This is a genomic window from Allobosea sp. P1_A7 (genome assembly GCF_056406775.1).
Genome location: NZ_JBFTZN010000141.1, coordinates 1 through 24,535 on the forward strand (window position 1 = coordinate 1; position 24,535 = coordinate 24,535).

Annotated in this window: 21 protein-coding genes and 2 pseudogenes; 6 read left to right on the plus strand and 17 right to left on the minus strand. The window is 64.8% G+C overall.

The window, feature by feature from the left end; genetic code table 11:
- Positions 1-204: 204 nt before the first annotated feature.
- Positions 205-962, plus strand: a pseudogene (locus AC1D34_RS22415) (IS5 family transposase).
- 13 nt (positions 963-975) lie between these two features.
- Here AC1D34_RS22415 and AC1D34_RS22420 read toward each other — a convergent pair.
- Positions 976-2,001: a hypothetical protein gene (locus AC1D34_RS22420; RefSeq protein WP_476825373.1), complete on the minus strand. Its 1,026-nt coding sequence runs from the start codon at positions 1,999-2,001 to the stop codon at positions 976-978.
- Positions 2,002-2,270: 269 nt separating this feature from the next.
- Complete coding sequence (gene yghX, locus AC1D34_RS22425; RefSeq protein ID WP_441507918.1) at positions 2,271-3,158, minus strand: YghX family hydrolase; 888 nt, start codon at positions 3,156-3,158, stop codon at positions 2,271-2,273.
- A 520-nt stretch (positions 3,159-3,678) separates the two neighbouring features.
- Between yghX and AC1D34_RS22430 the strand changes: the two genes are divergently transcribed.
- Positions 3,679-4,245, plus strand: coding sequence for a manganese efflux pump MntP (locus AC1D34_RS22430; RefSeq protein WP_441507919.1), 567 nt, complete (start codon positions 3,679-3,681; stop codon positions 4,243-4,245).
- A 3-nt stretch (positions 4,246-4,248) separates the two neighbouring features.
- Here AC1D34_RS22430 and AC1D34_RS22435 read toward each other — a convergent pair whose 3' ends face one another.
- Positions 4,249-5,142, minus strand: coding sequence for a LysR substrate-binding domain-containing protein (locus AC1D34_RS22435; RefSeq protein WP_441507920.1), 894 nt, complete (start codon positions 5,140-5,142; stop codon positions 4,249-4,251).
- Positions 5,143-5,609: 467 nt separating this feature from the next.
- Between AC1D34_RS22435 and AC1D34_RS22440 the strand changes: the two genes are divergently transcribed.
- Both AC1D34_RS22440 and AC1D34_RS22445 read left to right on the plus strand, forming a co-directional pair.
- Positions 5,610-6,779, plus strand: a complete 1,170-nt coding sequence (locus AC1D34_RS22440; RefSeq protein ID WP_476825378.1) for a mandelate racemase/muconate lactonizing enzyme family protein — start codon at positions 5,610-5,612, stop codon at positions 6,777-6,779.
- A 155-nt stretch (positions 6,780-6,934) separates the two neighbouring features.
- Positions 6,935-8,752 (plus strand): chloride channel protein, encoded by a 1,818-nt coding sequence (locus tag AC1D34_RS22445; protein WP_476825379.1) that lies wholly within the window; start codon positions 6,935-6,937, stop codon positions 8,750-8,752.
- Positions 8,753-8,915: 163 nt separating this feature from the next.
- Here the strand turns inward: AC1D34_RS22445 and AC1D34_RS22450 are convergent, their stop codons facing one another.
- From AC1D34_RS22450 to AC1D34_RS22475, 6 genes and pseudogenes are all read right to left on the minus strand, one after another.
- On the minus strand, positions 8,916-9,797 hold the full coding sequence (locus AC1D34_RS22450) for a hypothetical protein (RefSeq protein WP_476825374.1): 882 nt from the start codon (positions 9,795-9,797) through the stop codon (positions 8,916-8,918).
- Positions 9,798-10,138: 341 nt separating this feature from the next.
- Positions 10,139-10,501: a hypothetical protein gene (locus tag AC1D34_RS22455; protein WP_441507922.1), complete on the minus strand. Its 363-nt coding sequence runs from the start codon at positions 10,499-10,501 to the stop codon at positions 10,139-10,141.
- A 299-nt stretch (positions 10,502-10,800) separates the two neighbouring features.
- Entirely contained in the window at positions 10,801-10,932 is a 132-nt protein-coding gene (locus AC1D34_RS22460) for an ABC transporter (RefSeq protein WP_113517473.1), read from the minus strand.
- Positions 10,933-11,388: 456 nt separating this feature from the next.
- Entirely contained in the window at positions 11,389-11,826 is a 438-nt protein-coding gene (locus tag AC1D34_RS22465) for a GNAT family N-acetyltransferase (protein WP_441507923.1), read from the minus strand.
- A 147-nt stretch (positions 11,827-11,973) separates the two neighbouring features.
- Positions 11,974-14,064 carry a catalase gene (locus AC1D34_RS22470; RefSeq protein WP_476825375.1) on the minus strand — a complete coding sequence of 697 codons (2,091 nt, stop codon included), beginning with the start codon at positions 14,062-14,064 and terminating at the stop codon, positions 11,974-11,976.
- Positions 14,065-14,399: 335 nt separating this feature from the next.
- A pseudogene (locus tag AC1D34_RS22475) lies at positions 14,400-15,238 on the minus strand (D-alanine--D-alanine ligase family protein).
- Positions 15,239-15,491: 253 nt separating this feature from the next.
- On the opposite strand from AC1D34_RS22475, the gene pdxR reads away from it, so the two are divergent.
- Positions 15,492-16,997, plus strand: coding sequence for a MocR-like pyridoxine biosynthesis transcription factor PdxR (pdxR, locus tag AC1D34_RS22480; RefSeq protein ID WP_441507926.1), 1,506 nt, complete (start codon positions 15,492-15,494; stop codon positions 16,995-16,997).
- Between the two features lie 39 nt (positions 16,998-17,036).
- Here the strand turns inward: pdxR and AC1D34_RS22485 are convergent, their stop codons facing one another.
- The 3 genes from AC1D34_RS22485 to AC1D34_RS22495 form a co-directional block, all read right to left on the minus strand.
- Positions 17,037-17,438 carry a GFA family protein gene (locus AC1D34_RS22485; RefSeq protein WP_441507927.1) on the minus strand — a complete coding sequence of 134 codons (402 nt, stop codon included), beginning with the start codon at positions 17,436-17,438 and terminating at the stop codon, positions 17,037-17,039.
- Positions 17,439-17,530: 92 nt separating this feature from the next.
- On the minus strand, positions 17,531-17,791 hold the full coding sequence (locus AC1D34_RS22490; protein WP_441488374.1) for a hypothetical protein: 261 nt from the start codon (positions 17,789-17,791) through the stop codon (positions 17,531-17,533).
- A 309-nt stretch (positions 17,792-18,100) separates the two neighbouring features.
- Positions 18,101-18,973, minus strand: a complete 873-nt coding sequence (locus AC1D34_RS22495) for a DMT family transporter (RefSeq protein ID WP_476769754.1) — start codon at positions 18,971-18,973, stop codon at positions 18,101-18,103.
- A gap of 152 nt (positions 18,974-19,125) precedes the next feature.
- On the opposite strand from AC1D34_RS22495, the gene AC1D34_RS22500 reads away from it, so the two are divergent.
- On the plus strand, positions 19,126-19,743 hold the full coding sequence (locus tag AC1D34_RS22500) for a TetR/AcrR family transcriptional regulator (protein WP_476825376.1): 618 nt from the start codon (positions 19,126-19,128) through the stop codon (positions 19,741-19,743).
- An 89-nt stretch (positions 19,744-19,832) separates the two neighbouring features.
- Here the strand turns inward: AC1D34_RS22500 and AC1D34_RS22505 are convergent, their stop codons facing one another.
- The 5 genes from AC1D34_RS22505 to AC1D34_RS22525 form a co-directional block, all read right to left on the minus strand.
- Positions 19,833-21,320: a mannitol dehydrogenase family protein gene (locus AC1D34_RS22505; protein WP_441507930.1), complete on the minus strand. Its 1,488-nt coding sequence runs from the start codon at positions 21,318-21,320 to the stop codon at positions 19,833-19,835.
- 4 nt (positions 21,321-21,324) lie between these two features.
- A complete protein-coding gene (locus AC1D34_RS22510; RefSeq protein ID WP_441507931.1) occupies positions 21,325-22,083 on the minus strand; it encodes a glycerophosphodiester phosphodiesterase family protein in 759 nt (252 codons plus the stop codon).
- Between the two features lie 31 nt (positions 22,084-22,114).
- Complete coding sequence (gene ugpE / locus AC1D34_RS22515) at positions 22,115-23,005, minus strand: sn-glycerol-3-phosphate ABC transporter permease UgpE (RefSeq protein WP_441488379.1); 891 nt, start codon at positions 23,003-23,005, stop codon at positions 22,115-22,117.
- A gap of 15 nt (positions 23,006-23,020) precedes the next feature.
- Positions 23,021-24,025, minus strand: coding sequence for an ABC transporter permease subunit (locus AC1D34_RS22520; RefSeq protein ID WP_441488380.1), 1,005 nt, complete (start codon positions 24,023-24,025; stop codon positions 23,021-23,023).
- Positions 24,009-24,535, minus strand: a 527-nt coding sequence (locus AC1D34_RS22525) for an extracellular solute-binding protein (protein WP_476825377.1), incomplete at its 5' end; no start/stop codon positions are given. The genes AC1D34_RS22520 and AC1D34_RS22525, both read right to left, overlap by 17 nt.

A 24,535-nucleotide genomic window follows, 5' to 3' on the forward strand; every position in this document is an offset into this window, starting at 1 on the left:
TGTCGGAGGCCCCTTGAGCAGCGGCCCCAAGGCACAAAACCCATAGGCCCTCGCGCCGGCGGCTTCGTTCAATCCGGCTTCAATGAGGTCGCGCGCCGCGCCTCGCTCCACGATCAGTGCCGCGCGACCTCACAGAACCCTCCAGATTCACAACTGGCGCGATGTCTGATTCATGGGGTTCCGTGTTGAGACGCGGAGCCAATGATGGGGATCAAGCGCTACGAGCTGAATGAGGCGCAATGGCTGCGGATTGCGCCCTTGCTGCCCGGCAAGWCGAGCGATCCAGGTCGGACGGGCTCGGATAACCGCCTGTTTGTGAACGGTTGTCTGTGGGTTCTGCGCTCTGGTGCSCACTGGTGTGACCTGCCCGARCGCTATGGCAAGTGGAAGACGGTGCATCGGCGTTTCAGTCGCTGGTGCCATACCGGGGTGTGGGAGGCGGTGTTCAACGCGCTGACCGCCGACCGTGATAACCAATATCTGATGCTCGACAGCACCATCGTGCGCGCCCATCAGCAMGCGGCGGCGGGAAAAGGGGGGCCAAGGACCAGGCGCTGGGGCGYTCCAGAGGGGGACTGACCACCAAGGTCCACATGCTCGCCGACAGGCTCGGTCGGCCCTTGCGGTTGCGCATCACGCCCGGCCAGGCCAGCGACATCACAGCCGCTCCCGATCTCCTCGCAGGTCAGSAAGCCGATGCGGYGCTSGCCGACAAAGCCTATGACAGCAACGATTTGCGCAACCAGATTGCCGCAATGAAGGCACAGGCGGTGATCCCGTCCAAGCGCAACCGCAAGGTCTTCATCCCTCACGACGGCGAGATCTACAAACACCGCAACCGGATCGAGCGATGCTTCAATCGCCTCAAGCACTTCCGCCGCTTCGCCACACGCTACGACCGCAGAACCATCCACTTCACAGGCTTCGTCCACCTCGCCGCAGCAATGATATGGCTACGCTGAATGTCGATCCGCTCTAGAGGCCGACGAAGACGGCGTGTCCTTCGAAGCTGTTCAACCCGAGCCCGGCATAGGAGCGCAAATAGCGAACCTCGCCGCCGATAAAGACATTGGGGTTGATCTGGATCGCGAGTGCTCCCGAGAGCCCGAGGAGAGAGGACCGCTCCGCTGACTTGCGCCGCGCGGACGCGACGCATGTCTCCAGGGCGTCGTCCTCGGCATAGGGCTGGCACGGCCCGGATAACACGCCTTCCAAGGGCTCGGCTTCGCCATTGAACAGGTTTACGCCGCGCGGGCGGAATTTCTCCAATTCGTAGATCAGGTTGAGTCCACCGAACAACCTCCTGGGAACAAGTTCGGCATCAAGCGCGATCCGCCCCTCCAGCCCCACGCCCCGGCCACGCCCGCCAGCCTCCGCGTCGCGAAAGCTCGCGCCCGGCTCGACGATAAAGGTCAGGCCGACGGGCGAGGCGTCTCCCCGCTTGATAGCCTGCCATTTCAACTCGGCGGCAAAGCCACCGAAGCCGCCGCCGTGGCGATTGTCCAGTCCCGGTACGTCGCGGATCGAGACGCGGTTGCCGACCGCCCCCAACTCGATGCTGAGCCCGTCGACCGGGGCGAACGCAAAGCTGCCACCCAGGCCTCCCGTCCGATACCGGCCGAGGCGCTTGCCGAATGCACCCTCGCCGGCGCCGGAGATTTCGAACTTGCCCTTTTCGAGGATGCTGGTGCCCTCCGTAAAGCCGAACATGTCCTCGGTTTCGGCGCCCTCCTCGGCGTCATCGTCATCCCGGCTGCTCTTGCCGCCGCCACTGGCGCTGGCCTTGAGGACCCCGACACAGTCGTCGAACTGGCGTTCGCCGGCCTCCCGCTCCGCCCGGCGCAGCGTGCCGAGAAGTGTGTCCCGGTCGGGAGGGGCAGGTCTTGCAGCAGTCGCGCTGCGCAGGCGCGCGATGCCGGCGAGGCACTCGCTGCGCTCATCGGCATGGGTTGGGAGAGCCGTGAACAGAAGAGCGGCAGTCGTGGTCAAGACAAGGCGCATGGGACCTCGCGGGAACGATAGGCTGCAGCGCTCGGGATCATGAGGCTGATTCGGCTATAAACCGAGCCCAAGCGTCACGAACAGAATGTGCGCTCTCGCGGAGCACGTCCCCGAACAGCGCGTGCCCACCCTTGGCCCTTGCACGCCCAGGCGCAGTACTCCGCGCAGAGCGAACGGCCCATGGCCGTCCTACCCCGTGCGGAGACCGCGAATTCTGGCGCGCCCCGGTCGCTCTCACCCACGCTCGGGCGGGATGAGGCTCCGCTCGTTCAACTCAGGTAGCGCTTGAACCAGGCGATGGTCCGGTCCCAGGCCAGCTTGGCGGCCGCTTCGTCATAACGGGGGGTGGAGTCGTTGTGGAAGCCATGATTGGCGCCTGGATAGATATAGGCCTCATAGGTTTTCCCGCCCGCCTTCAAGGCCGCCTCATAGGCCGGCCAGCCGGCATTGATGCCGGTGTCGAGAGCGCCGTAATGGATCAGGAGCGGCGCCTTGATCCGCGGCACGTCCTCGGCGCGGGGCTGACGGCCATAGAACGGCACGGCCGCGCCGAGTTCGGGATAGGCGACGGCAGCCGCGTTGGCGACGCCACCGCCATAGCAGAAGCCGGTGATGCCGACCTTGCCGGTGGTCTGATCGCTCTTCATCAGGAATTCGATGGCCGCGAAGAAGTCATTCATCAGCTTCTCCGGATTGACCTGCTGCTGCAGTTCTCGGCCCTTCTCGTCATTGCCGGGATAACCGCCGACGGAGCTCAGGCCATCCGGAGCAAGCGCGATGAAGCCGGCCTTCGCGACCCGGCGCGCGACATCCTCGATATAGGGGTTCAAACCGCGGTTCTCATGCACGACGACCACCGCGGGGACGCGGCCGGATAGTTTTGCCGGACGCACCAGATAGCCGCGGACATCGCCATTCCCCTTCGGCGAGGGGTAGGTGAGGTAACTGGCGGTGATATCGGGGTCCGTGAACGAGATCTGTTGCGCGAGCGCGTAGTCGGGGCTCATCGAGGCCAGGATCGACGCCGCCGTCATGCCACCCACGGCGAATTTGCCGGCGCGATCGAAAAACTCGCGCTTGGTGATCCGTCCGTGCGCATAATAGTCGTACAGTTCGAGCAGTTCCTGCGGAAAATCCTTGGCGGTCAGGCGCGGCACAGTCGTTCTCCCCTGTGGTGTTATTGGCATCACGCGGCCGATCCTACGCGCCGGACCATTCCTGTCTTGGGAATTCCGGTTGCTGCCGTTTCAAGATCGCGTGTTTGACGTCCGGCAGGGACAGGACTGGTGCAAGCGCGATAGTCGAGAGGCACGAAATCGGCCTGGCGGATGTGCCCCTCCCCGCGTGATCTCACCAGCCGTAGCCTTCGACGCAGAGGTCGTCGAGCGCGCCCGGCGTCGCTTCGGCAGGGCCGCGGCATTCTTCTACATGCAAATGCGTCTCAATGCTAAGAATTTGAAATCGTTATCGAATTGACATCATGAGCGTGATTCACTAGGTGCAGACGCATCGGGGAGTAGCGGCGTGCTTCGGCGCGCGATCGCATCAACACGCTCGCGGCGAGGACTGCGTGGTGCGATCAGCCGGATGATTTCGGCCAAGCGAGACCGTGACGGAGAGGCCTTGCGGACAAGGCCCGAGATCCGTCTGGTCCTCCGTCCGCAATTTGAGACTGCCATGTCACCTGCTTCTATCGCCGTGCTCGCCGTGGGCATGTCCGTCGACGCCCTGCTGGCCTCGATCGGGCGGGGCGCCGCCTCCAGCCGCCCGCGTTTCACGCAGGCGCTTCGCACCGGTGTGGTCTTCGGCATCGTTGAGGCCATCACGCCGCTCATAGGCTGGGCCGCGGGGTTTGCCGCAAGCCAGTATGTCGCGGCCGTCGACCACTGGATCGCCTTCGTTCTGCTCGGCATCGTCGGCGGGCGCATGCTCCTGCATTCCATGAAGCCTGCGGCCGAGCGCAATGATGCTGCGCATGGCAACTCGCTCTGGGCCCTGATGGCGACCGCGATCGGCACCAGCATCGATGCCATGGCGGTCGGCGTGTCGCTCGCCTTCCTGGACGTGAACATCTTCGTCGTCGCGCTGGCCATCGGCTTTGCGACATTCGTGATGTCGACGGGGGGCATGATGGCCGGCAACCTGGTCGGCGCCAAATTCGGGCGCTGGGCCGAGCGGATCGGCGGTCTCGCCCTCATCGGCCTCGGCACCTCGATCCTGTTCAGCCACCTGATAGCGGGCTGAACCTCAACCCCGCTCGAATGCGGCCCAGACGGCCTCGGCAACGGGCCCCTGACGGGCCATGGGACGAAACAGCCGGATCTCAATCGGTATGGCCAGGCCGGGATCACCGGCCTGGACCAGTCGGCCGAGCGACATATCCTCCTCCGCCAATGTTCGGGGCAGCCATGCGACCCCGTCTCCGGCGCGCGCCATCGAGAGCAATGTGGCGGCGAGGTGCGATGTAAAGACCGTCTCCAGCGCAACATTTCGATCTGCAGCGCGCCGAAGCCCGGTAATGATCCGCCCCAGGCCGGACTGCTCGCTGTAACCGAGATACTTGACCGGCACAGTGCGCTCGAGCCGCCAGCGCGGCGCCCCATCCTGGTCGGGCGCACAAAGCGGCACGAGCGTATCGGCCCCGACCACGATGCTCTTGAACTGGCTGGTTTCGACCCGGCTGCCAATGCTGGGGTGATGGTGGCAAAGCAGGAACTGCACATCCCCCCGCAGCATCATCTGCTCGCAGGCCTGCATGCTGTCGGAGATCAGGTTGAGGGTCCCAAGGGCCAGGATCTTCTCATTTCCACGAACCCATTTCGGAAAGAACGTGAAGGAAAGGGCGTGGGTTGCCGCGATAGACAACGGACCGGCGCCACGTCCGGCAACCTCCAGGGTATCGCGCCGCAACTGATGCAACGCGCGTGTCAGAACCTCCGCCTGATTGCGGAACTGCTCGCCTGCCGGTGTCAGCGCGACGCTATGCGTGGTGCGGATGAACAAGGGCGCACCGATCCAATCCTCAAGCGCGCGGATCCTCCGGCTGAAGGCCGGCTGGGTCACGTGCCGTGCAGAAGCGGCCCTGGAGAAATTCAAGGCATCAGCCAGCGCCAGGTAATCCTCAAGCCAGATCAGTTCCATTGGTAATGCCTAAAACGCATGATCAATTCCGGCAACAGCATTGGCGTTTGCCGCAAAGCAGTTCTAACCGTCGCTCCCGTCGTCATCTGCGGCTGTTCCCGCCCCTCAGCGGAGGTTCCGCCGGACGGCGCCCGAACAGAGGCAAGCAAGCGCCTCGCGGAACGGAATGGGGCGCCTTATCGAATGGAAAACTGGTCAATAATCAGCAGGATCAGCGAATTCTGCCTCCAGCGTCGATCGACCTTCGAGCAGGTTCGGACGGGCCTCGCCCAAGGTCGACACCAGCTTGCAGCGGATCGCCCAGGCTTCACCAGGCGAGCGAATGTCCCCAGCCTCCCCTCTTCGGAAACATTCGCTGTCGGCATAGCCAAGCCGAGCGGTCCCACGGAGGCCAGCAGGCCGGGATCGCGCCGGGCCTGGCGCATTGACGCTCCACCAGCACAAAATCCAGAACCGAACGGAAGGACCTGACCATGCGTATCGTCGATGTCGTCGAGATCACGAAGCCCATCGCCTCTCCCATCCGCAACGCCTATATCGACTTCTCGAAGATGACGGCGAGCCTTGTTGCCGTCGTGACCGATGTCGTGCGCGACGGCCGACGCGTAGTTGGATACGGCTTCAATTCCAACGGGCGCTATGGCCAGGGCGGCCTCATCCGAGAGCGCTTCCGCAATCGCATTCTCGAGGCCGAGCCGAAGAGCCTGCTCGATGATGCCGGCACCAATCTCGATCCCCAGCGCGTCTGGGCAGCGATGATGTCGAATGAGAAGCCGGGCGGACATGGCGAGCGCTCCGTCGCGGTCGGCACTCTCGACATGGCGGTCTGGGATGCGGTCGCGAAGATCGCCGGCAAGCCCCTGTTCCGCCTTCTGGCCGAGAAGAAGGGCCGCGAAGCCGATCCGCGTGTCTTCGTCTATGCGGCAGGCGGCTACTATTATCCAGGAAAGGACAACTCGGCGCTCCAGGCGGAGATGCGGGGCTATCTCGATCGTGGCTACACTGTCGTCAAGATGAAAATCGGTGGGGCCCCGATCGACGAGGACCGCGAGCGCATCGAGGCGGCGCTGAAGGAGATCGGATCGCAAGCCCAGCTGGCGGTGGATGCGAATGGCCGTTTCGACCTGGAGACCGGCATCGCCTACGCCAAGATGCTGCGGGATTATCCTCTATTCTGGTACGAGGAAGTCGGCGATCCGCTCGACTACGCCCTCCAGGCCGCCCTCTCGGAATTCTATCCGGGGCCGATGGCGACGGGCGAGAACCTCTTCTCTCACCAGGACGCACGCAACCTGCTGCGCTACGGCGGCATGCGCCCGGATCGCGACTGGCTTCAGTTCGACTGCGCCCTGTCATACGGGCTTGTCGAATATCTCAGAACGCTCGATGTCCTCCAGCAATTTGGCTGGCCGCCGTCCCGCTGCATTCCCCATGGCGGGCATCAGATGTCGCTGAATATTGCGGCTGGCCTCGGCCTGGGCGGCAACGAGAGCTACCCCGATCTCTTCCAGCCCTATGGCGGCTTCCCGGATTCGGTTCGTGTCGAGGACGGCCACATCGTCATGCCGGACCTGCCGGGAATCGGATTCGAGGGAAAATCCGACCTGATCAAGGTCATGCGAGCGCTGGCTGAGTGAGCGCGCGCTGATGCAGCCAATGCAGCGCGATCGTCAGGGGCAGCGGATCGACGAGAACCGTCGGCGGGTTGACGCGCAGGGGGCGGGCCATCTAGCACGCGGCAGGTTGACACGGCCGGGGCGGCTCGATGCGCCTCGTCGTGGTTCCCAGCCGAATGCGGCTAGCTGGGGTGACAGGCGTGGTGGAGCCAACGGTCTTCGGAACCCTCGGTCGCAACCGTCTGCGCCGCAACGCGCGTGCGGCCTGGCTACGCTTCAGACGGGACCTGCCACGGCGGCTGCGCAGCGACGAGATCGCGCTCGTCGTCTTCGCCGGCCTGGTCGGCATCGCGGCCGGCCTGCTCGTCGTTGCGATGGTCGGGGCTTCGAAATTCCTGCACCTGTCCTTTTTTGCGACCCATAAGGGCGACGTCAGCGGCGCAGCCCTGGTCGATCCGCTCCGCGCGGTCGCAATACCTGTCCTGGGGGGCCTCTTGATGGGAGTGCTCGGCGTGGTGCTGGCTCGCCGCAGGCGGGGCTCCGTCGTCGACCCGATCGAGGCCAATGCTCTCCACGGCGGGCGCCTGTCGCTTCGGGACAGCCTGATCCTCGTGGCCCAGACGCTGGTCTCGAACGGTTTTGGCGCGTCCGTTGGCATGGAGGCCGGCTATACGCAGGGCGGTGCCGCCTTCGCCTCCAAGATCGGACGCCTGCTGCAGGTCCGGCGCGCCGACTTGCGGGTGCTGGTCGGCTGCGGCGCCGCCGGCGCGATCGCCGCGGCCTTCGATGCGCCGCTGACCGGCGCCTTCTACGCCTTCGAGCTCATCATCGCGACCTATACCGTCGCGATGCTCGCCCCGGTCGTCGTCGCCTCGCTCTGCGCCATAGGCGTGACCCGGCTCTTCCTGACGCCGATGCCGTTCCAGGTCGACATCACCGCGCCGCTCACCGGGCAGGACTATGTCCTCGTGATGGTGATGGGGGCACTCTGCGCCGGCCTCGGCATCCTGCTGATGCGGGGCGTATCGCTGGCCGAGTACCTGTTCAGGCAAAGCCGACTGCCGCTCGCCCTGCGTCCCGCCATCGGGGGGTTGATGGTGGGCCTGCTGGCCCTGCTGACGCCGACCGTCCTGTCCTCGGGACACAGCGCGCTGCATGTCGGCTTCGCCGCCGACTACACGGCGTCCTTCCTCCTCACCGTGATCCTGCTGAAATCGATCGCCTCGGCGGTCTCGATCGGCTCCGGCTTTCGCGGCGGCCTGTTCTTCGCCTCGCTCTTCATCGGCGCCATGTTCGGCAAGCTGATGGCTCTGGCCTGGACCGCCGGGTTCGGGATTCCGGCCGCTTCGACGGTCTTCGCCGTCGTCGGCATGAGCGCGATGGCAACCGCAGTCGTCGGTGGCCCGCTGACCATGGCCCTGCTCGCCCTGGAGACGACGGGGAGCCTGCCGCTCACGGTGGCGGTGCTCGCCGCCTCGGTCGTCTCCTCGATCACGGTGCGCCGCACCTTCGGCTATTCCTTCGCGACCTGGCGCTTCCACCTGCGCGGCGAGGCGATCCGCAGCGCTGCCGATATCGGCTGGGTTCGCGACCTCGCCGTCGGGCGCATGATGCGCCGGGATGTCCGGACGGTCGCGGAAGGCACATCCCTCGAAGGCTTCCGCCGCGCATTCCCGCTGGGCGCGAACCAGCGCGCCGTGCTGGTCGATGGACAGGGCCGCTATGCCGGCCTGGTGCTGGTATCCGAGGCGTATGGCGCCGATCTGGAGGTCGCCACGGTCGCTGAACTCGCCCGCAACCAGAAGGACGTCCTGCTGCCTTCGATGAATATCCGCGAGGCTGCGGCGCTGTTTGCCGCATCGCAGAGCGAGGAACTCGCCGTCGTCGACAGTCGCGAGACGCTGCAAGTGATCGGCCTTCTGACCGAGCAGTTCGCCCTGCGCCGCTACAATGCGAAGCTCGATCGCCAAAGCCGCGACCTGACCGGCGGCTGAGCGCAACCCAAACAGGGGGGCTCCCGCCCCTCCGCTGCCGCGATTGCGGAGCCCCTGGGCCCGAGAACGCAGAAGGGCCGCCAATCCCGGCGGCCGCTTCATCCTGCCTGAACGCAAGGACAGGCCGAAACCCGGCGGGCTTCGACCTGTGGGAACGCCTGGATCAGAGACGGCGCCGGCCCCAACCCGGCATTTCGCGCTGCTCGTCACGGTGGCCACCTCCAAGCACCGCCCCGAACCAGCCCGCGGCAGCACCGACGAGAAGCACGGCGGCCGTCAGGAAGGCCGAGATGATGCCGACCTTCCGTGCCTTTTCGGCGGCCTGCTTCGCCGTCTCCTTGGCCTGGTTCAGTTTTGCCAGCGTGTCATCGACACGCTTTTCCGCCTMGGGCTTGCCGATCCCGGCACGGCTTGCYATGCGGGTCGCGATATAGTCGCGGTCCGCCGGATCGAGCGTGCCATTCCCCATCGCCGTCGACATCAGCCGGCTCAGCTCCGAACGCTCTTCGGGCGTCACCGGCGCACCGGCGCCGGGCGCCCGCAGGATGCCATCGATGGCCGAGCCGAGCGGATCCGGCTGCAGCTTCAGGAGCGAAGTCGCCCCCGAGGTTGCGGCTGCCGCGCCCTCAAGGGCTGTGCGGCCCGCGCCAACAGCCGATGACGTCGCGATGAAAGCCAGCAGGAGCGCCCCCGTTGCCCAGACCAGGAGGCCATGCGCTCCGTCACGCATCTCCCGTTCGTGGGCGGTGGCATCGGGAACAGGGCGCCGCATCCGGCCGGCCACATAGCCGCCGGCAATGCAGGCCGAGACGGTGACCCAGAGCGCCCATAGCGCTGCTGCGATGCCGAGCACGGCGAGCGAAGAGCTGCGCGAAGGCTCCGCCGAAACCAAGGAAAGCCCGATCGCCGATCCGAAGGCCGTCATGATCGAGGAGATGGCGGCTGCGAGCACCGCTCCCCCCAGGATGGGGGCCCATTCCAGATAGGAGGACGGAGCCGGCGCGACCGCGATCGAGACATCGGTTTCTGTGGGAAGAACAGCCATTCTCGCCTCCTCTCAACGCAGACCAAGGAACGAGAGGATGGCCATGACCACCACAATCAACCCGACGAGATAGATGATACCGTCCATTGCCCCCTCCTCCTGATTGCCCGTGGCCAGCGCCACAATCGAGCAACCTCCGGTGGGGCATTCGGTTCCCTGCGCTATGGGGCGGCCTCTCAGGCCAGCGAACGAGCGGCTACCATTGCTCAGGACGACCGGCTGAAGCTGCGCCGTGACGTCGCGATGCTCCCGGCTCCGCAGCGTGCTCTGTATTTCTCGTCCACGGGCATGTTGGGCTGATCCGCCCGCTCGTTGCTCCTCGCCCATACGATCGCGCGCAATTACGACCCCTGCCCGCACTTCGCGCCAATAAATCGTTTGGTCGATGCGGCGAGATGCTCGGTGCCTCGGTGGAAATCTCCGTCGTATAAAAATTCCTTGCTGCCCATGTGGAGAATAAATCTGCGGTATCCCACATAGGCGCCGAAGCTATTCTTTGAATCGATCCATCCGCAAAGGTATACGTTCTCAGACACAGGCCTGACATTTCTGATTTTAGTCGAAGTACCGTCGTTCATGTGCAGATCGATAGCCTCAATCAGGGTTGCTCGGTCTATCGGCTCCAGCTTGGCCAAACTGCCATCGATATCTTCGAATGCGACGACGCCTGTCACGAGCAGCGCCGCAATGACCACAATGGACATTCGCAACATCTGGCTTCAATCCTCTATGACAGGCCAAGTTCGCTGAACAGCAGGGTGTCGTTGCCAGCAGTTCGGATCGCGCGGTCGGCAGCCGATCATCCACCCCGCCCTCGATTATCGTCAACACCCAGCGGACGAGGCGCTCGGCCGTTCGGCAGCGGGTGCCACGCGCGGCTCGCTGTAGCGGCAGGTCGGGCCGATCCGCGGCAGGACCGGCACAGGCAGACAAAAAAAGACCCGCCGCCCCTTTCGGAGCAGCGGGCAAACTCGGGCGACCCGAGGGTCGCTGGATTCGGGCCTCAGCCCTTGGTCACGATCGGCGAAGCCACCGGCGGCGGGGCTTTGCCTTTGCCCTTGCCGTACATATCGGCGGCACAGCCACCAATGCCCATCAGCCCCACAGAAACGGCCAGAACCAGTATGGTTTTCATATCGGTTATCCCTCGTTGCCAGGACGACGACGCCGCCCATCCAATGTAGCATGACGGAAGGGAAATTCCCATTTCCCCGATCGGTTCCATCGATTGAGGAAGTTATCGTGCGAAGGTTAACGAAAAAGACCCACCATCTCTCTCGGGATGGCGGGCCAGTTCGTGGGAATCCTCGCGGATCACTGTGAAACGAACGGGCATCCCTCCGGTTCCCGATGGGCCGCCCTGGGCGCCCCGGTCGCCCGCGTCCTGGCCGGCACGGTGCCGGGACGCGACTGCTGACGGGTCAAGCGCAGGCCGGCTCTGCACATGCCGGATTGGCAAGGTTGCAGAGGCTAGACGAGCGATCCGAACCTTGTTGCCCGCGAATTTCATGAATTTCGTACCGAATTCAACGGCACCGGCTGAGCGCTCCGGAGACGGGCCAGTCGGCGGCGATCCGATGCCAGCGCGCGGCTAGAGCGTCTTGCGAAGAACCCATTCGCCATGGCGCGTGGTCTCATTCGCCTCTGTAAATCCAAGCGACAGGTAAAAGCCCAGCGGGCTGTGCTGGCCCAGAACAACGCTGGTGATCAAGGTATCGAAGCCGAGCGCACGCCATTCCGTAAAGGCCAATTCCATCGCGGCACGCGCATGGCCTTTTCCCTGGTGCTTCCTGTCGACCATGAAGCGCCAGAGATAAGCCGATTTCGGCTGTTCCCCGCTGCGCCACAGGATGAAGCCCACGGGCTCGTCATCCGCATAGATCGCTCGAAACATCGATGTCGGCTCGAAATGAGCCTGAGCTATCGATACCGCTACAGGCGCAACATAGGTGCGCTGTTCGTCGGCGACCTCCAGGCTGCAGATCGATCGAACGGTTGCGGCGGTCACTTCGCGCAGCTCGACGCCCATGCTTCGCCTATCCGCGTCCCACCCGATCTGCCGCATTCCTAGCAGCAAACCGCTTTGACGCCTCCTGCCCAACGGAAAGACCCACCACCGTTCTGCATGGTGGGCCCATCCCGCAGGCCGAGCCTTGCGGGTTCCCGACCTTCCGGCTCAAGCCAGGGTACGAACCTTTGGCTCGCGGCCCCATTGGCGCGTGCAGGCGGGGGCAAGAAAGGCCTGAGCCTTGGCACCGAGCTCCACGACGCCCGCATCCGCGACGATGCCCGCCTTGTCGAGGAGCGGTTTCGCTTCGGCGCTGAAGCCGATCGCCTTGAGATGGCCAAAGGCGTCCTTGGCGAAATCGATGGCTGCGCCCTCGCTGAGCAGGGCTGCGCAACCTGCTTCGGACAGCACGAGGGCGATAGCGTCGAACATCACCGACGGCGTGCCCGCCAGTTGACCGTCGGCCTTCAGCGTCCTGCCGCCCTTCAAGGTCACGCCGCCGATCCTTGGCGCGACGATCTTGACCGTGCCGCCCTCGCCCTCGACGGCCTTTCCAAGCATGTCGATCAAGGCTCCGTCCGCCCCGTCCGAAACCAGGACACCGACCACCCGGCCCTTCAGCGTCTCGGGATACTTGCCGACGATGCGCAGGGCTGGCGAAACCTCCATGTCCTGCGGGGCCACGGCCGGCGCCGATGCCTTGGGCAGCGCCATGTTCATGCCGTCCGCGACGCGACCGGCCAGTGTCTCGTCGACATTGCGTAGATTGGAGAGAACCCCCAAGCGGACATGGTCGAGCGAGACCTTCGACAGCTCGAAGACCAGCGCGCTGGCGATGTGGGCCTGCTCGATCTCCGTCTGCGATCGAAAGAACAGTCGGGCGTGCGAGTAATGGTCGGCGAAACTCTCCGAACGCAGCCTGAGCTTCGTCTCCTCCACCGGCAGGGCGAAGGTCCGGAAGCCGCCGTTCGGATCCTCGCGCGGCCCGCCGTCCTCGCCGGCCTCGCTGAGGCTGTTGGGCTCGTAATTCGCGCGCCCCGTGAACACCTTTGTCTGCATCTGCCCGTCGCGCTGCAGATTCTGGAAGGGACAGCCCTTGGCCTTGTTGATCGGGATCTGGTGGAAGTTGACGGTGCCAAGGCGCGAGAGCTGCGTGTCCTGATAGGAGAAAAGCCGCCCCTGCAGCAGCGGATCCTCCGAGACATCGATGCCCGGCGGCATGTTGGTCGGCAGGAAGGCGACCTGCTCCGTCTCGGCAAAGAAGTTGTCCGGGTTGCGATTGAGCACCATGCGGCCGATGAAGCGGATCGGCACGAGCTCCTCGGGTATCAGCTTGGTGGCATCGAGAATGTCGAATGGCAGCGCGTCCGCCTCCTTCTGGCTCAGGAGCTGGACACCGAACTCCCATTCCGGAAAATCACCCGCAGCGATGGCTTCATGCAGATCGCGACGGTGATAATCGGGATCGGCACCGGCGATCTTCACGGCCTCGTCCCAGCAAGTCGATTGCGTGCCGAGCTTCGGCCGCCAGTGGAACTTGACGAAGGTCGGCTCATCCTTGTCGTTCAAAAGCCGGAAGGTGTTGACTCCAAAACCCTCCATCATGCGCAACGAACGCGGAATGGCCCGGTCCGACATCGCCCACATGATCATGTGGGTGGCCTCGGGCATCAGGCCGATGAAATCCCAGAAGGTGTCATGGGCGCTGGCGGCCTGCGGATATCCGCGATCGGCCTCCATCTTCACGGCGTGAATGAGATCGGGAAACTTGATCGCGTCCTGGATGAAGAAGACCGGGATGTTGTTGCCGACGAGGTCCCAGTTGCCCTCCCGGGTGTAGAACTTGACCGCAAAGCCACGCACATCGCGCGGCGTGTCGACAGAACCGGCGCCGCCCGCGACGGTCGAGAAGCGCGTGAACAGCTCCGTCTTGACGCCGACTTCGGTGAGGATCCTGGCGCGGGTGAATTCGGCCAGCGACTCAGTCAGCTCGAAATAGCCGTGCGCCGCCGAGCCGCGTGCATGGACGATCCTCTCGGGAATGCGCTCGTGGTCGAAATGCTGGATCTTTTCCCGGAGCACGAAATCCTCGAGCAGGGTCGGGCCACGCCGCCCCGCCCTGAGCGAGTTCTGGTTGTCGCTCACCGGCACGCCGTGGTTCGTCGTGATCCGCTTGTCCGGAGCAGAAGCAGTCTGGTGCGTCTCGCCCCCGTTGCCGGGGTTTGCCCTTGGCGTTCCCGTCGATCTTGATTTGCTCATGATGGCTGCCCGTCGCTGGCTTGCAAGTCGTCGGGGCCAGGTTTGGCGCCGCCCGGATCTTGCATGTGCGGCTCCAACGTCCGAGCCGGCCGCCCGTTCCCACCGAGACCGCTCCCGAAGCCCTGGTCCGGCGCCGACAGCGCGGGATCGAGTGCTCGCCTGCGCTGACGGTTGCTCGCCCCGGTTCCTTGCCAAAAGCTCGCCCTCAGAGGTATCGAACTGCCGAACGGCGGCCAGAGTTGTCGGCAATGATCCGCTGAGAACAGCGACGCCGATCGGTCGGTTGCTCCAACCGCTGCTCGCCTCGGCCGCCCCGATCCCGTTCACCGGCAATGTCAGCCGGCCCGACCGGCGCGCGCCAGGCCATGCGAGACGAGACGATCGATGATTTCGGCATAGCTCACGCCGCTGGCGGCCATCGCCTTGGAATACATGCTGATATTGGTGAAGCCCGGAATCGTGTTCACCTCGTTCACGAGAGGCTGCATATCCGCCGTCAGGAAGAAATCGACGCGCGCCATGCCATCGCAGCCGAGAGCCCTGAATGCCCTGGCGGCCATCTCCCGCATCTGCGCCTCGACCTCTGCGGGCAATTCCGCCGGTACCTTCAACGCCGCACCGTTCTCGTCGATATATTTGGCGTCGTAGCTGTAGAAGCCATGGCTCACGGCCGGAACGATCTCTCCGGGCCGGGATACGAACAATCCGCCCCTTTGATCTTCCAGCACACTGAATTCGATCTCGCGCCCCTGGATGAATTCTTCGGCAAGCAACTTGCGGTCATGCCGGAACCCCTCGCTCAGCGCCGGCCTGAATTCCTGGCTTCCGGAGACCTTTCTGACGCCGATCGAAGAGCCCTGCCGCGCCGGCTTGATGAAAAGCGGTAGCSCAAGTTCTCGTTCCAAAGCAGGAAGGTCAGGTGCAGCATCGTCGCTAATGGTCACGGATCGGGCGACCGGAAGGCCGGCTGCCCACCGCTCTCGGGTTTGGCGAGCATGCCCCCCTCGAGGCGGCTCAGCAGCCATTGCCCTTCGCGCGTCACGAAAATCGGTACCGCGTCATATTTCGCGGGCTCCAGGGCATTCATCACATTGGTGGCCGACAGCACGGACACGTCATGCTCGGCAGAGCGTCCGCCGAACAGCACGGCAATCCGCAATCGGGGCGAAGACATCGACATCAGGAACTCCAGGAGATTCGCTTTGCAGAAGGCTCAAAAACCGACCGCGAAGCCGTGATGGGCGAAGACGCGGTCGAAGAGGGCCTGCAGCGGCGTGGCGCCTGCATCTCCATCCCTGCTTCTCCTCGTCGATCTGCGGCGGCACTTTGAAAGTGGCTCAATCAGAATGCATTATTGATTCATTTTACAGAGCCACTATACGATTCCACCCTGAGCCACTTGGTGAGCCATTTGGATGGGAGGCTTGATGAACCTGAAGCGGCGCAGGGAAAGCCCATCGGCTCGCTTTCAGCCGGGTATCAATCCATCCTCCCCGGCATCCCTGGCGCGGCAGCTCTACCTTGCCCTGCGCGGTGCGATTGCCGACGGCCGGTTGGATGCGGGACAGCGCCTGCCCTCGACCCGCCTGGCGTCGCAGGAGTGGAAGCTGTCGCGCGGCACCATTGCCGAGGCCTATGAGATCCTGATCGCCGAGGGCTATGCCATCGCCCGCCACGGGTCGGGCACCTATATTTCTGCAGGCGTTCCGGATGGGCTCTTGAGAGCCGGTGAACGCAAGGAGCCAGCGGCTCATGCGACCAGCCGCGCGCTCTCGCAAGCGGTCACGCGGGTTCTGACCTGCGGACCCAGCCTCGAACCACAAAAGCCCCTGCCGTTTGTGACCGGCCGGATCGCCCATGATGAGCGGACCGCAGGCCTCCTGAGCCGCATTGCCGGCCGGCACATGAACTACGCCTTTGAAGGCTATGGCGATATTCAGGGGGAGCCCGCGCTTCGGGCCGCGATCGCCGCTCACCTGGCCGTTTCGAGGGGGGTGCGCTGTACGCCTGATCAGTTGTTCATCACGGCCGGAACGCAGCAGGCGCTCGACCTGGCTTTTCGCGTGCTGGCCTCACCTGGCGACAGCGTCGTTGTCGAGGACCCGTGTTATCCGCCGGCCAGACAATGCCTGACTCTCAATGGCGCGCAGATCGTCGGCCTGCCCGTGGATCACGAGGGGGTCATGACGGAGGTCTTGGCGGCCGGCTCGCTGCAACCACCGGCGCTGTTCTATGTGACGCCGTCAAACCAGTATCCGGTCGGCTCCGTTCTTTCCCTGCCGCGGCGGCTCGAGCTTCTCGCCTATGCAAGGGGGCATGGCTGCTGGATTGTCGAGGACGACTATGACAGCGAATTTCGCTATGACGGTCATCCGATCGCCTCGCTGCAAGGCCTGGATCAGGCCAATCGTGTCCTCTACACCGGCACGTTCAGCAAAGCCCTGCTGCCGAGCCTGCGGCTTGGCTATCTCGTGGTCCCGGCCGATCTGGTGCCGGTGTTCCGGGCGGTGCGCCCGGCGCTTGACCGCTGCCCGCCGACTTTCCAGCAACGCGTCGTCGGCGATTTTCTCAATGAGGGCTATTTTCCAGCCCATCTGCGCCGCCTCAGGGAGCGACTGCGCGCGTCGCGGGATCTGCTGACGGGCCTCCTGAGGGACCGTGCCAGCGAGCATCTTGCCGTCGTCGTTCCCGATCAGGGCATCAATCTCACCGCACGCAGCACGGGGACCTGGAGCAACGACAGGGCTGTCTCCGCGGCCGCCCTGGCGAAGGGCGTCGTCGTCATGCCGCTGTCCCGGATGAACGTCGCATCCTCCGATACATCGAGACTGCTGTTCGGATTTTCCGGGCTTTCCGAGGCGGAAGCCGATCTGGGAACGCGGCTTCTGGCGGAGGTGCTCGACGGTACGGATTTTCGCAAGGCGCCCGATTGAGGCGGCAATCCGGGAGGCGCGAGGCCGGTATCCGACCGCTCAGTCCGGGTCTCGCGGAAACGCCTGGATGCCGGTGGGCAGCGCAACCCATCCATGCCGCCGGATGTCGTAGACGGACACCTGGGGCAGCGGGAAATCCGGGTCGCCGAAGGCGCCGACAGCAACCGAGACCGCCCCGGTCGCCCCCTCCTCGCTGTGGAAGAGATTGCTCCCGCAGACCGGACAGAAGCGGAATTTGAACGCCGCTCCCTGGTCGCCGGTACGAACATATTCGAACGCCCGCCCGGACACCGTGTAGGGAGCGGCAAAGCTGGCCAGATAGGCGAAAGCGCTTCCCGTTCGGCTCTGACATGCCAGGCAATGGCACAGGCCGACCCCACGCGGCTCGCCTTCGACGGTGATGCTCAGCTGGCCGCATGTGCAGGAGGCGACGCGTTGCATGGGATCTCCCGAGCGTCAGAGCCACCTGCACGCAGCGGATGCCCGTTCGCCGCGTGGCATCCTGTTGCAGCGCGCTACGCGCCCGCGGGGGCTCAGTGCTTTGACGACCGGTGCTGGCCCGACTGGCGCTGCATCTCACCGGCCAGGCTTGTCTCGGAAGGGTGCCGCGTATCCGTCAGGGGCCTGCCGTCCCGCACGCAATAGCCCTGGGCCCGGCCGGCCAGTATCCATTGCTCGATCTGCTTGCCCAAAGCGTCGCCCTCGTCGTCATGGCCTGCGAGATAGTGCTCGCGCTGGGTTCGCTCCATGCGCTCCAGCACGGCCATCCAGTCTGTGTAGGTGGCTTTCGTCATCCCGGCCTCCCCTGCTGCAATCCCCGCGAAGCATGAATTGTGCCTGTCCGATATTCCTCCAGCCCGCCCGCGATCGAGCGCCGCAATCCATCCCATCTTTGCCCATTCCCGGACGACAGGGTCTGCCATATCCGACCACGCGTCCACGCCCGGTCAAACAAAAATCCGTGTTGGTTCATGGCCCGCCGATCGGGCTCGCTGATCACCGGACATTCCAGGGCCTCGGGATGATAAGGGGCCCGATCCGCAAGCGTAGCCAGACCCGGCGTTTCGAGCCGACCTGAACGACCGGGCTGGCCGCATGTCACATCAGGAACGGCTCAGCCGGCGGGTCCGCGTCAATTCGATCGCCGTATGGCAGACGACCGCTGCGAAGATGACCGCGCCCCCGATGACCGTGGCAACCGGCGGTTTCTCGGCCAGCAGGAGCCAGACCCACAAGGGGGTCATCACGATCTCCGTGGTCCCGATGAGCGCCGCCTCGGCCGGCGGCAGGTGACGTGCGCCCATGATGAAGAGCACCAGGGCTATCGAGAAATTCGTGGCGCCGAAGGCCGCGAGCACGACCCAGTTATGGAGGTCGAGCGAACCAGCCGAGCCGAAAGGGGCAAACAGCACGAAGGTCAAAAGCGCGCTGACGATGATGGGCGGCAGCGCCGGCAGGTCCGGGTTAAGCCTTGGCAGCACGATGACCATTGCGAACGAGGCCGTCATGACGAGGGCAAGCAGGTCTCCGACGACCCGCCCGCCGCCGATCGACGACGCCATGATGATGCCGACCCCGACCAGGCAGACCAGGCCCGTCGCCAGCGTACGCCAGGACGCGCGCTCCTTCAGGAGTAGCCAGCCCAGGAGCGCGGCAATGAACGGTGCGGTTGCATAGATGGCGGCGACGTTGGCGACGCTGGTCGTGTAGTAGGCGCCGATGAAGCTCGCCTGGCTGATCGTCTGGCAGGCGATCATGGCCAAACCCGCCGGCTGCACGACCGCCCGCCAGTGCCGGCGCGACAGGCCGCCGCCGAGCATGAGCAAGGGCCCAATCAGGAAGAGACCGGCGAACAGGGAGCGCCATCCGATCGCCGTCCAGACATCGGTGGTCAGCAGGCGCGAATAGAGCCCGCTGGCGCTCCAGCAGATCGTCGCCGCCAGGACGAGGAACGTCCCCCTGGAGCGCTCACTCATGTGTGTCGAATGCTGGGTCAAGCGCTGTGTCTGCCGGTGCGTCGGGTTCGGGGTCGTGGCGGGTCTTGTGGCGCGGGACTATGCGATTGTATAGCTACTATGCAAGCGCATAATATTGATCTGCTGACCCTGACTGCATCGGAGGCACAGTGATGACGGCGACATTCAGGCGGGCCCCCGACTTCAACCGACGCGCCGACCTGATCGAAGCCGCGCTCGACTGCATCGCGGAGCTCGGCATCCAGGGCACGACGGTACGCGCCGTGGCTGCCCATGYCGGCGTCAGCAACGGCCTGATCCGGCACCACTTCGCGTCGAAGGACAATCTGATGGTCGAAGCGTACCGTCGGACGATCGAGATCATCACCGGACCGCCTCTCGCGATCGTCGAGACGGAGGGCAGCGCGCATGAGAAGCTGCGCCGTTTCATCCTCGCGAGCATCAGCGGGCCGGTCGCCGATCCTCGCGTCCTGTCGCTATGGGCGACCTTCATCAGCCAGGTTCCGATCAACCCTGCCTTCGCCGAGGTGCATCGCGACAAATATCTCGCCTACCGATGCGCCTGCGACCACCTGATCGGAGAAGTGCTGACGGCCGAGCAGCGCAATCCAGGCCCATCCGAGCGGCAACGCCTCAGCATCGCGCTCAACGCCGTGATCGACGGCCTCTGGCTTGAAGGATGCCTCAGCGCAGAGGAGATCGACGAGAGGCTCCAGGCGGAGACCGGGATCAGGACGATCGAAAGCCTGCTGGACATCAAGCTTGCCTGATAAGCCAGATTCCCGCCCCGTTCCGCGAACCGGACTAGCCTGATGCCCCGAGTGTAGCCTGGCAGCGCGGCGCCCGAACGCCGACGCGCTCAGCCCTGGGCGCTGCGGGCCAGATAGTGGTCGAGGCTCGCCCGCGTGCCGACGTGCCAAATTCGTTGCAGGGTCTGACCAAAAGCCTCCCGGAAGCGCGCGTCGTCCGCCAGATCGCCATAGACATCCCGCATCGCGAGCCAGGACTCCGGCTGGATTCTRGCCTTGCGGGCCTGCTCCGTCAGCCTTTGCCAGCTCGGATCGTTCGGCGCGATCGCCTGCCCGCTTTCGGTTTCGCCATAGCAATAGCGGCACCAGAGCGCGGAGACGAGCGCGAGACCGTCGATGGGGCGGCCTGCCCCGAGCGCGTCGCGCAGCGTCGGCAGGATGAACTTGGGCTGGCGGTTCGACCCGTCCAGGCAAAGCCGGCGGATCGTGTCGCCGATCTTCGGATTGGCGAAGCGCCGCTCGATCGTCCGCCGATAAGCCCCGAGGTCGGTATTGGGCACAGGGGGCACGAGCGGGATGATCTCGTGATCGAGCAGGGCCCGGAGGAAACGCGCGATCTGCGGGTCCTCCATCGCCTCATGTACGAAATGGATATCGAGCAGGCCGGCGGGATAGGCGATCGCCGCGTGCCCGCCATTCAGGATGCGGATTTTCATCAGCTCGAAGGGCGCGACATCGGCGACGAATTCGACACCGACCTGTTCGAGCCGCGGCCGCCCGGCGGGGAAGCGATCCTCCAGCACCCATTGCCGAAAATCCTCGCAGAAGACCGGGCGCCGGTCGTCGATGCCGAAATCGCTGCGCAGGGCCGCGCGCTCGCGCTCCGAGGTCGCGGGCGTGATGCGGTCGACCATCCCGTTGGGAAAGGCGACGCTCTCGCGGATCCAGTGCGCGTCGGAACGGTCGACCAGTTCCACCAGCCCGGCGACGGCATTCTCCGTGACATGGCCATTGCCCGGCAGGTTGTCGCAGGACATCACCGTGAAGGGCGCAAGGCCGGCGGCGCGGCGCTGCAGAAGGGCGGCGCCGATCAGCCCGAAGGCGGTCTTTGGAGAGGCGAGCCTATCGGCGGCATCCGCAATGATATCGGGGTGGTTCGCGTCGAAGGCCTGCGTCGCCGGATCGATGTAGTAGCCGCCCTCGGTGACGGTGAGCGAGACGATCCGCGTGCGGGCATCGACGAGGCGAGCGAGCAGCCCTGCCCTGTCGCCGGGCGGGATGAAATCGATCATCGCACCGGTGATCCGCGCCTGCGCGGAGGTCGCTTCCTGCGCGACGACCGTGGTCAGGAAGTCCTGGGCGGCAAGCTCGCGCCCCATCGCCGCATCGCTTTCCTGCACGCCGGTGCCGATGATCGCCCAGTCGCGATCGAGCCCGCTCTCGAAGAGTTCGTCGAGATAGCAGGCCTGATGCGCGCGGTGGAAATTGCCGACGCCGAAATGGACGATGCCGGCGCTCAGATCCTCCGGCCGATAGCGCGGCCGGGCGACCGCGCTGCCGATTTCGCCGAGCCGGGCCCGCGACAGAGTGACGGCCATCGCCTCACCCAGCCTTCGCGGCCAGCAATTGCAGGGCGAGATCGGGGCGATCGCTGGTGATCTGCGCGATCGGCTGCCCCAGCCAGTAATCAAGCTCGCGCAGGGTGTTCGGCACCCAGACACCGAGTTTCTCGCGCCCGACAATGCCCAGCGCACGATCGAGTGCCAGCCGCAGCAGCGACTGCTCGACCGCGATGATGCAGCCGAGATCGACGAAGCGCCGCAAGGTGGCATCAACGCCGCCGAAGGCTTCGCAGGAGCGGCGATCGACCGAAGCGAGGCGGCGCATGTGCGGGGCCTTCGCCCGGATCTCCTCGATGACCTCGGGAACGAAGCAGGTCAGGACGACGCGCGAGGCCATGCCTCTGGCCTCGACCAGGGCGATGACCTTCTCCAGCAGTCCCGCATGGGGATTGCCGAGCGCGTCCATCTTCATCTCGATCTCGAGCTCTATGCCGGTCGGCGCGAAGACGTCGAGCACGGCCGCCAAGGTCGGGATCGTCTCGCCCAGCGTGTCGTTGAGCCGAACCTTGCGCAGCGCCTCGCGGGAGAGCCCGGCGACCGGCCCCTTATGGTCCGTGGTGCGCTCGAGCAGCGGATCATGGATCACCATGATCTCGCCATCGGCGGAGAGATGCACATCGAGTTCGACCGCGTCGACCTTGAGGTCGCAGACGTTCTTGAGGTCGCAGACTTGCCGGAAGCCGCTGAGACTGTTCTCCGCCCAGATATTGCGCGCGCCGCGATGTCCGATGATCCGCATGATGGTCGCCTTGGTTTTATGGTGCTGGCCGCTACTTGCCGCTGTCGACAAGTCCCTTCACGAACCAGCGCTGAAGGAGAAGGATGACGAGGGTCGGCGGCAGCATCGTCAGCAGGGCCGCGTTCATCAGGAGATGCCAGGTCGGCAGCGAGTCGGCCTGCGGCATCAGCTTCTTCAGCCCGATCACGGCATTGGCCATGGCGGGCTCGGTGGTGAGCAGCAGCGGCCAGAGATACTGGTTCCAGCCCATCAGGAAGAGGATGATCGCGAGCGCGACGATGTTGGAGCGCGAGAGCGGCAGCAGGATCAGGCGGAAGAACTGCCAGGGGCTGGCGCCGTCGATACGGGCGGCCTCGCAGAGTTCGTCCGGAATGGTCAGGAAGAACTGGCGGAACAGAAAGGTCGCGGTGGCCGAGGCAATCAAGGGCAGGATCAGGCCGGAATAGCGGTTGACCATGTTCCAGTCGAGATCGACCAGGACCTGCATGCCGAGCCATGAGCCGAGGATGTTGAGCGGCAGGGCGACATTCGCCGCCGATTCATAGGTCGGGACGATGCGGACCTCGATCGGCAGCATCAGCGACATGAAGATCAGCCAGAACACGGTCAGCCGGAAGGGAAAACGGAAATAGGTGACGGCGAAGGCCGCGATCACCGAGACCGAGAGTTTTCCGATGGTGATGCCGCTGGCGATGATGAAGGAGTTGAGCAGGAGCCGGCCGAAATTGGCGCTGCTCAACACGGTCTCCAGATTCGTGAAATAGGCGTCGCCAGGCAGCCAGGACATCGGCACCCGCATGACCTCCTGCTGGGTCAGCGTTCCCGTGACGAAGACGAAATAGAGCGGCAGGCAGACGAGTGCTGCGCCGACCAGCAGGATGAGATGGCAGACGACGTCAAGGACGGGCGTGCGCTCGTTCATGCTCAGGCGCTCCCCTTACACGCTGTAGTTCACGCGCCGCTCGATGAAGCGGAACTGCGCATAGGTGAGGAGCAGGGCCAGCCCCATCAGGATCACGGACTGGGCGGCGGACGAACCGAGATCGAGCGTRACGAAACCGTCCTGATAGACCTTGTAGACCAGGATCGAGGTCGCTCCGGCCGGGCCGCCGCGCGTCGTCGCGTCGACGATGGCGAAGGTCTCGAACAGCCCGTAGACGAAATTGATGACGATCAGGAAGAACAGCGTCGGCGCGATCATCGGCAGCGAGATGCGCAGGAACCGCTGGATCGGCCCGGCCCCGTCGAGATAGGCGGATTCCAGGATCGAATGGGGCACCGAAAGCAGCGCCGCGACCAGGAAGATGTAGTTGTAGCAGATGTGTTTCCAGGACGCCGCCATGACGATCAGGGCGAGCGCATGCGAGGAATTGCGGTTCGGATCCCAGTCGAAGCCGAGCCCCTGCAGCATATGGGCGACCGGGCCGACGCGCGGGTTGAACAGGAAGGCGAGCATGATGCCGGCGATCGCGGGCGCGATCGCATAGGGCAGCAGCAGGATGGTGCGGTAGGCACCGCGCCCGCGCAGGATGTGGTTCGAGGCGAAGGCGAGCAGCAGCGCGAGCGACAGCGTCAGCACGTTCTGCGCGACGGTGAACACGACCGTGACCTGGACCGAGGACCAATAAACGCTGCTGCGGAACAGCCGCTCGAAATTCTGGAAGCCGACCCATTGCGTCGTCGCGCCGAACGGATCGGTGAGCTGGAACGCCTGGATCAGCGCCCTGACGGAGGGGATGAAGAAGAACAGCAGGAGGATGAAGAGCTGCGGCGCCAGCAGCCAGAAGGGCAAGCGCCATTCCGTGAAATGGGCCCGCTTCAACCCGCTCTCGGCCTGCCCGTCGGAGAAAGCCGGAGCAGTCCGGCGCCGCAGCGGCCAGCGCAAGCGCCAGCCGCCGGCAGCCGCCGCGGGAAGCTCCGCCGCGCTATTTCTTGCCAGCATTGAGCTGCTCGTAGCGGCGCAACGACTCGTTGCCGCGCGAAACGGCATCGTCGAGCGCCTGCTGCACCGGCTTGCGGCCGAGGAAGGCGGCCGAGACCTCTTCCATGATCGCGACATTGATCTGGTTGCTGTTGCCGATACGGAAGCCCAGAGAATTGTCGCTCGGCGTGCCGCGCATCAGCTGCACGACCGCGATCTCGCGCGTCGGGTTCTTCTGGTAGTAGCCCTGCGCCTTGGCTGCGTCATAGGCAGCGACCGTGACCGGCACATAGCCGGTGGCCTGGTGCCACCAGACCTGCGTGTCGGTCTGGGCCAGGAAATTGTAGAAGGCGCCGATCGCCTTGTACTTCTCCGGCGTGTGCCCCTTCAGGGTCCAGAGCGCCGCGCCGCCGATGACGCTGTTCTTCGGCGTCACACCCTGCTCGAAGGGCATCTCGGCCGCGCTCCAGTCGAATTTGGCAGCGGCGACGACGGCGGCATGCGAGGCAGTCGAGGCGATGATCGTCGAGC